This window comes from Jannaschia aquimarina (assembly GCF_000877395.1).
Classification (GTDB): Bacteria; Pseudomonadota; Alphaproteobacteria; order Rhodobacterales; family Rhodobacteraceae; genus Jannaschia; species Jannaschia aquimarina.
Genome location: NZ_JYFE01000011.1, coordinates 1 through 7306, shown reverse-complemented (window position 1 = coordinate 7306; position 7306 = coordinate 1). Strand labels below are relative to the sequence as shown.

General features: G+C 58.2%; 10 protein-coding genes and 1 pseudogene. 2 read left to right on the top strand and 9 right to left on the bottom strand.

The genetic code is table 11. The annotated features are described in order from the left end of the window. Nucleotides 1-958: 958 nt before the first annotated feature. Entirely contained in the window at nucleotides 959-1414 is a 456-nt protein-coding gene (locus tag jaqu_RS01770) for a hypothetical protein (protein WP_141134384.1), read from the top strand. 2 nt (nucleotides 1415-1416) lie between these two features. Then, nucleotides 1417-1722 (top strand): hypothetical protein, encoded by a 306-nt coding sequence (locus tag jaqu_RS21825; RefSeq protein WP_043917224.1) that lies wholly within the window; start codon nucleotides 1417-1419, stop codon nucleotides 1720-1722. A 41-nt stretch (nucleotides 1723-1763) separates the two neighbouring features. Here the strand turns inward: jaqu_RS21825 and jaqu_RS22025 are convergent, their stop codons facing one another. The 9 genes and pseudogenes from jaqu_RS22025 to jaqu_RS22350 form a co-directional block, all read right to left on the bottom strand. Beyond that, nucleotides 1764-2018 (bottom strand): hypothetical protein, encoded by a 255-nt coding sequence (locus jaqu_RS22025; RefSeq protein ID WP_236687716.1) that lies wholly within the window; start codon nucleotides 2016-2018, stop codon nucleotides 1764-1766. Nucleotides 2019-2121: 103 nt separating this feature from the next. Beyond that, nucleotides 2122-2331 (bottom strand): annotated as a pseudogene (locus jaqu_RS22360) (RHS repeat-associated core domain-containing protein); the annotation flags it as partial. 12 nt (nucleotides 2332-2343) lie between these two features. Beyond that, nucleotides 2344-2625: a hypothetical protein gene (locus tag jaqu_RS01755; RefSeq protein ID WP_043917222.1), complete on the bottom strand. Its 282-nt coding sequence runs from the start codon at nucleotides 2623-2625 to the stop codon at nucleotides 2344-2346. 75 nt (nucleotides 2626-2700) lie between these two features. Then, the gene (locus jaqu_RS21295) at nucleotides 2701-3051 is read right to left on the bottom strand and encodes a hypothetical protein (RefSeq protein WP_141134383.1); all 351 of its coding nucleotides are present in this window, start codon (nucleotides 3049-3051) and stop codon (nucleotides 2701-2703) included. Then, nucleotides 3051-3776 carry an RHS repeat-associated core domain-containing protein gene (locus jaqu_RS22355; RefSeq protein WP_084629284.1) on the bottom strand — a complete coding sequence of 242 codons (726 nt, stop codon included), beginning with the start codon at nucleotides 3774-3776 and terminating at the stop codon, nucleotides 3051-3053. Before jaqu_RS22355 ends, jaqu_RS21295 begins: the two co-directional genes overlap by 1 nt. Before the next feature lie 349 nt (nucleotides 3777-4125). Next, nucleotides 4126-4461, bottom strand: coding sequence for a hypothetical protein (locus jaqu_RS21290; protein ID WP_043917220.1), 336 nt, complete (start codon nucleotides 4459-4461; stop codon nucleotides 4126-4128). Beyond that, nucleotides 4458-5507, bottom strand: coding sequence for an RHS repeat-associated core domain-containing protein (locus jaqu_RS01740; RefSeq protein ID WP_043917219.1), 1050 nt, complete (start codon nucleotides 5505-5507; stop codon nucleotides 4458-4460). Before jaqu_RS01740 ends, jaqu_RS21290 begins: the two co-directional genes overlap by 4 nt. A 6-nt stretch (nucleotides 5508-5513) precedes the next feature. Next, nucleotides 5514-5834: a DUF6966 domain-containing protein gene (locus jaqu_RS21285; protein WP_141134381.1), complete on the bottom strand. Its 321-nt coding sequence runs from the start codon at nucleotides 5832-5834 to the stop codon at nucleotides 5514-5516. Next, complete coding sequence (locus jaqu_RS22350; protein ID WP_084629278.1) at nucleotides 5822-6658, bottom strand: RHS repeat-associated core domain-containing protein; 837 nt, start codon at nucleotides 6656-6658, stop codon at nucleotides 5822-5824. The genes jaqu_RS21285 and jaqu_RS22350 overlap by 13 nt, the downstream gene beginning before the upstream one ends. Nucleotides 6659-7306: the final 648 nt, after the last annotated feature.

Sequence of the window (7306 nt, the reverse complement as noted above, 5' to 3'; positions counted from 1 at the left end):
TCCATCCGCTCAGGGACGATCCAGTCCGATCCAACAAAAAGGGAAAATGGCGGAGGGGACGCGACTGGGAGCGAACGTTCTCTGGCACGTAAGTAACGGATTTAATTGGATCAGGCATTGGTTCGTGCGGCCATCCGGTTCTATCGTGACTGGTGGCTAACCTCGCGAAAGCAATCGAGGCAGCCTTAAGTGGAACAGGACGGACCCCCGATCTAGTGCGGTAACATCCACCACATACTCGGCGAGATCGACAACCATGATGTTGCCCTCTCGCATGCGTCCCCGCCCATTCTGAAAATGCGGGGCACCTCATGCCTGACGCAGAGCTATACTATCAGGGGAAAAGAACACCCCCCCTTCGAGATGCTCGCTCCCACCTGCAGTTCGGCCCCCAGCCCGAGCGCCCTGCGGGAAATGTACAGCCACCGTTTGACTGTCATGATGTGCCGCTCTGCACGCTGCGGCGGCACACCACGTGAACATCGTATGGAGCAACACCGTGGCCAGCTTATCGATCTTTCCGATCTATGTCGGCGCAGATGCGCACGGCTTCTTCGCCTACATCGCGCCCTTGGATGGCGGCCTGCACGTCCTCGCACGGTCCTCCTGCCCAAGCCGTGCCCGTGAACTAGGCCGGCGAGAGCTTCGTCGCCTTGATCAGCTCAACAACCGTCTAAGCGCATGACGTGACGCGCATCTAAGGTACACGACACCGTCACACGTTCCGTGTCGCGCTCTATTCGCAGAGGCTTGGCCGCGAAAATTCAGCCGTTCTGCCGGCTGCCATGCCGAATTGGTACTGCAGCGAATAGCGCGCGCCCCATGCCGCTTTAGACGGCCAAGCGGTGCCACGACCTTCTCGAACGCCCCTTCAACGTAATCACCAACCGCCCAGCCGCGGGAAAACCCAGCCCTCTCCTCGACTGACTGGATGTGGAACTCCAGAACGGAGGTGAAGGTGGATAGCGCGAACTTCTTGTCGGCCTTTGACGAAGCCGTCGCCGAGACCGCCGGCGATTGGGTTTCTGAAGTATTTGAAAAGTTTGATCCCTTTCTAGAGCACTTGTTCGGCGTCATCGACCCCATCACGGCGGCCGCGTTTCTTGCCGGTGCCGTTGCGGCAATGACTGGCGCCCGGCTCGCCTTGCTTGGCGCAGTGATCCTGGTACTGGCAGAGTTCGCAGTCGCGTCGGAGATTCTAGCGGCGGTGCCACCATGGACGGCACCGGCGGCGATCGCGCTACTGGTCCTCGGCGCCGTGCAAGGCGTTCTGACTCTGGTCGTGGGCGAGCAGACGGCCGGTACCCTGCTGGCGGCAGCAATTGTCGGGACGATGTTCTTCATCCTGTGGCGGGGACCGGCTCGGGCATTTCGAATTCTTGGTGCAGTCGCACAACGGATGGCGAAGCGCTGATCATGGTCGACACGCCGCTCTTATCTTTCGACTACGGTCACGTGCTGGCTGGCGCTGCATCGGGCCTCGTTCTTTCGGTGCTCCTACGCAATCCTGTCGTGGCCACTCTGGTGGCTACTTCCCTTGCGGGCGGGCTAGTCTGGACCGTCGCGATGGATCCATCGGGACCGACTGCGTTCTTCGAGTTCGCCGCCGAAAGGCTATCACGGCTTGCAACGCAAGGCTTCCTGACCGGCGCGCTTCTCGCGAAGGCCGCGGTCGGTCTTGTCGAAGGTCTTGGGAAAGCTGGTCGGAGGCGGCGTCGATGAACGCGCCCTTCCAAAACAAGAAGCATCGCGGCAGCCGGTTGTCAGACGATCAGATCGACCAGATCGTCGACCGTTTCCTTTCGGATGAAGCCCGCCGCGAAGCCACCTTCGACGCTTACCGAGAGTCCGATCTGGAGCGCTTTCTCTGTCGTTTGAACAGGAAGCGTCGTCGCGCTTTTCTTCGAAGGCTGATCCCGTCCGTCCCGAGCCGACCACTGGTTCAGAAGTATGTCTTGTTGCCCGTCCGAAGGCTGGCGATGTCTGAACAGCCCCCGCAGTTCGGGCGCGAGGATCACATCCACAGCTCTCCTCAACATAGTCGGCTGCGAGACTCACTAGATATCCGGCGAGTGCTCCTCCTGCGACAATCAGTAGGGGGATCGCCTCCCCCGTCGGATCCGTCCATCGCATCGGGCTCTGGAGCGCGTAGCCATACACGCTCGCGCCGTCCACCAGCCCCAGCGGGTCGGCCTGGATGTACCGCCCCGTGGTCGGGTCGTAGTCCCGCATCCAGTTCTGGTGCAGCCCGCTCTCCGCCTGGAACCACTGCCCGGGGAAGCGCAGGTCCATCGCGGCGCCAGTCGAGACATGCACGCCGCCGAAGGGCAGGTAGCTCGCTTCTCACACCACGAGACCGCTCTCGTCGGTGGCGAAGACCGGGCGGCCGATATGGTCCGTCCGTACGTGGTAGATCGCGCCGCCCTCGACCACCGCGATCACGACCCCGTCCATCCACACGTATTCGCGCAACAGCGTCGACGTCCCTGTCAGCGCGTCCAGCTCGTATTCCGCGATCCGGTTGCCCGCGAGATCGTGCACAGAGTGGATCGTCTTCTGCTGCTGCGTCAGCCGGCGCACCACCTGTTGGCCCAGACCGTTGTAGAGGTATTCCGCCTGAACCACCCCGTCGCGCGTCAGCGTCTCGAGCCGGCGCCAGCTATTTTATGGAGAGCCAAAATGAGTAAGGCGCATTCATCCTCAGCTTACTTCAAAAGAAGGAAGCGTAGTCTTTTGAATACTACCTACCATTGCATTACCTCCCCTCCACCAACTCGTGTCTAGTGGATCTTCTGATAAAGCACGGTGCTTGGTCGTTGCAATTAGAGAACACAGAACAGGCTGACCGCTTTCGTATAGCGCTCTGTCAGCTTCCCCATGCCGGAAACTCGCGACGATGAATTCGAAATTCGCTTTCTTACCTTCATTATCCTCCCTCAACTCAAGAAGAAGCTTTTCTCCTTCATACTTTTTCACCTCGGCAAGACTCGTCCTCAAAAGGAAGTTCCCGGATGAAAAGGGGTCGCCTGTTATTTTGACGGTGATACGCACTATCGCCTCCCATCGACTTTGACGATGCGGACACGGACGCTACCCGTTGCGGTGCGCTCTAGCCCGCCCCCAGGCATCCCAAAGTTTGGCTCTACCCGCGTTGGTTTAGAAAACGTGCCTGCTGGGACATCAAGCGTTACACGAACCTCTGGTGTCTGAGGTAGTGCCGATCGTTGACGAGCCCGTTTTGCCGTCGAGTTGGCAGCGTCAGTTACATAATGAACGCCGTCTCTGCCCCCACGAAGAAGCCCGGTTTTACGTGTCGCGTCTAGTTCTGCTCGTGACATCCATCTTTGAACCCGTTCGGTACCTTGTCGTACTGATCTCGAGGCAAAACGTCCTGCGGTGGTGACCTTTCCAAGAGGATTTGATACTTCTAACGCTGCATTCGCAGCAATTATTGCTGCCTCCCCGCCGGTAATCCCGGCTCCGGAATGACAGGCTTCTAGGTAGGCCTCCCCGATCGCCTTCCCAACCTCCCAACCGCCCAAAAACGCCGTCCCGACCTTAACGCCAAACCAAACGACGGCCGGGATCGCCTCCCCCGTCGGATCCGTCCACCGCATCGGGCTCTGCAGCGCGTAGCCATACACGCTCGCGCCGTCCACCAGCCCCAGCGGGTCGGCCTGGATGTACCGCCCCGTCGTCGGGTCGTAGTCCCGCATCCAGTTCTGGTGCAGCCCGCTCTCGGCCTGGAACCACTGCCCGGGGAAGCGCAGGTCCATCACGTCGCCGGTGGAGACGTGCACGCCGCCGAAGGGGAGCTTGTTCGACCGGACAATCGTCCACCGGACGATCGTCTATCTCCGTCTCACCCGCCCAGACCTTCACGCCCATATCGTTCGTCGCGAAGACCGGGCGGCCGATATGGTCGGTGCGGATATGGAAGGTCAGGCCGTTCTGAACCACCGCGATCACCCGGCTCTCCAGCCAGATGTATTCGGGCAGGAGCTCCGCCGACCCGTCGAGCGAAGCGATCCCGTACTCCATGATCCAGCTGCCCGCGAGGTCGTGCACCGAGTGGATCACCCGCTGCTTCTGCGTCAAGCGGCGCAGCTAAAGTGGCATCAAAAGTTACTGCAGATGCGTTAATACTTTATATGCGATGGATCTGACCCGTTCCATGGCTTCCGACGCAATCATAATTACAGGTGGAAGTCTAGTGTCGACAGCATCGACGGCTTGGCCCAACTCTAACATTAAGGGCAGGAGGTCGTCGTAGTCCGGCGCATCGGTTTCGCCTCGGGATATCAGCTTGGCAACTCCGGAGCTGTCAAAGGCTTCAACAGTCGCCTCTTCAAAAGATGAAATCTCGCCAGTCTTATTATCAATTCTGGCCCAAAGCCTCAATTGGTCTTCCTTATCCGATAGCTCAACAAGCGCATCTTTAAGTGTGTTAACATCTATCATGGTGATGTCACACTAAAGCTGCCGAGTGGAATATGAGTGCCGGCATCTCTCTTTCCGCCTCTAGGGCCGAGCGAGGGGTTTCCAAATCTATCCAGATATTTACCGGCGCTATTTTGCTGTCGTGCGTACGGGGCTTGAGATGCAGGATAGGGACTGTTCGGGTTTCCCGGCATAACTCTGACATTATCATTTGGATTCCGGGGGTTCCTGTAAATAGTCCCATTTCCAGTCCTTGAAGGTTTTGGCTTCCATGTGCTTGGAATGCCGTCTGGCCTCACCCGAGTCCCAGGAGGAGGAGTGTGCCCGCGGCCGACCAAACCCACATCGTTCGGACCTCCAGGCCCCCTCCCGGCCCCACCTCCAAACGGAGCAATCTGTATAGGCGATTGCCGGTTTAGAAGATCGTCATCAACACCGTCATCAAGGTCTCCTACCCGAATAAACCGCTCCAACCCATCTACGAAAGTTCGGTCGGTGTATCTACATTCATCTGCGTTTTTTCCAAACGGATAGTCCGGTGAGCGAACAACAAACTCCCCCGTCGGATCCGTCCATCGCATCGGGCTCTCCAGCGCGTAGCCATAGACGCTCGCGCCGTCCACCAGCCCCAGCGGGTCGGCCTGGATGTACCGCCCCGTCGTCGGGTCGTAGTCCCGCATCCAGTTCTGGTGCAGCCCGCTCTCCGCCTGGAACCACTGCCCGGGGAAGCGCAGGTCCATCGCGGCGCCAGTCGAGACATGCACGCCGCCGAAGGGCAGGTAGCTCGCTTCCCACACCACGAGACCGTTCTCGTCCGTGGCGAAAACCGGGCGGCCGATATGGTCCGTCCGTACGTGGTAGATCGCGCCGCCCTCGACCACCGCGATCACGACCCCGTCCATCCACACGTATTCGCGCAACAGCGTCGAGGTCCCCGTCAGCGCGTCCAGCTCGTATTCCGCGATCCGGTTGCCCGACGCGTCGTGCACCGAGCGGATCGTCTTCTGCTGCTGCGTCAGGCGGCGGACCACCTGTTGGCCACGGGCGTCGTAGAGATACGAGGCCAATACTTGTCATGGACGTTGCACCTCTTGGTACAAAAGAAGTCTGGCTCTATCTAATTTCCTGTTTAGCGTAGCTGCCTCTTCGTCGGATACGTTATGACCGTTCTCTTTCGCGATTATGAGATCATTGAGCGAACCCATTCCTCCAAACCACGATTCTATTTCGCCCTGAAGATATTCCGTATCTTTTTTTGCCATCCTGATATCGCCGAGGGTGCGCTCAAGCTTTTCCTTCCAGAAGTCTTCTCCGCTCTCACGTAGAAGTTCAACGACATTGCATAGCGCGCCTTCTAATCTTTGATCAGCGGCTCGCATCTTCAACGGATCCATTTTGGATTAACTCGTAGAATATACACCTGACTCCCGCCCCCAATGAGCTCACCTATTTTTGCATTACCAATCTTCAATGCCTGTGATGCGGCAGCGCCCTCATATATGACCGTACCACGCGGCACAGTTGCGATTGCAACTTTTGATCCCGTATTTCCCCAAGCCGCAACTAATGCGCTGTCTAATTGAGACTGTAGTGGACCACTGGGACGCGTCCTAGTCCAAAAACCCCCGATTTGTCCAGCTTTACCTCCATATACCCGGTACAGCGTGGTAGGTCCCGATGTGGTCACAGCAGAGTAGGAAGCACTTCTGAATGTTGACGCGATATTGTCAGAGAGCGGTCCAGGATTTAGTGGACCATAACGCAGATTTTTTGCGCCACGCCAAGCTCTCCAAGCAGTACTGACCCCCTTAAACGCTGCCCAACCAACGGCCCCAAATGCAGCATCTCTTCCGGCTTCGCTCCATGTGTAGCAGCCGTCCCCAAAGAGTTGGTCGATGGCCCATCCGGTCGCAACTCCAGTGACGGCGCCCGCCGCGGCACCTTTTGCTGCCGCGACAACGAACGGAAGAAAGACAGCCTCCCCCGTCGGATCCGTCCATCGCATCGGGCTCTGCAGCGCGTAGCCATACACGCTCGCGCCGTCCACCAGCCCCAGCGGGTCGGCCTGCATGTAGCGCCCCGTCGTCGGGTCGTAGTCCCGCATCCAGTTCTGATGCAGCCCGCTCTCCGCCTGGAACCACTGGCCGGGGAAGCGCAGGTCGATGGCGTCGCCCGAGGACACTTGCACGCCGCCGACGGGGAGGTAGCTCGCCTCCAGCGCTCAATAACAAAGACCGATAAGCGTTCGAAATGTAGAGCACATTCATAGCAGCATTAAGTAGGATCGAAGACCAGCCTCTTGGTAAGCCAGGCAGCGAACAGTGCGAGCGCCACTATGGTAACTGTAGAGATGGACCTTATCGCCGTGTCAGAGCGTCCGGATAATCCTACGAGAAATAGCGATACGGCTGATAGGAAGAAAAAGATACCGATACCCAAAAGGTGTCCAAGCGCAGCTTGAAAACCATGTGTCTCGAACGCCTTCGTATGAGCGCTGAGTGAAAGTCCCGTTCCCAGCATGGCAAGGCTGATTAGATATCCGACGTAGCCGATCACCCCCAAAAGACTCGACCAAAAGATCAATGGACCGGCCTTACGAGGAAGTAGTCGTCGACACGGCCGAGTTCCTCGGCCAAGTTGTAAGGCTGAACATCGTGCTTGTAGTGCAAGTATATAGATATTAGCCCAGTCGGTGCATAGAAGTCGGCAGACCCAGCGGCCGGAATTTTGATAATTAGGTTGCCGGATCTATCGAACACGCATTGTCCTCCATGCCATCCAGGTGTCGCACCGATCGTTCGTGCGGCAGAATGAGGTGCTCCCCGGAAATTGGACACTGACGGAAGCTACGGTCTTAGGTCATCCT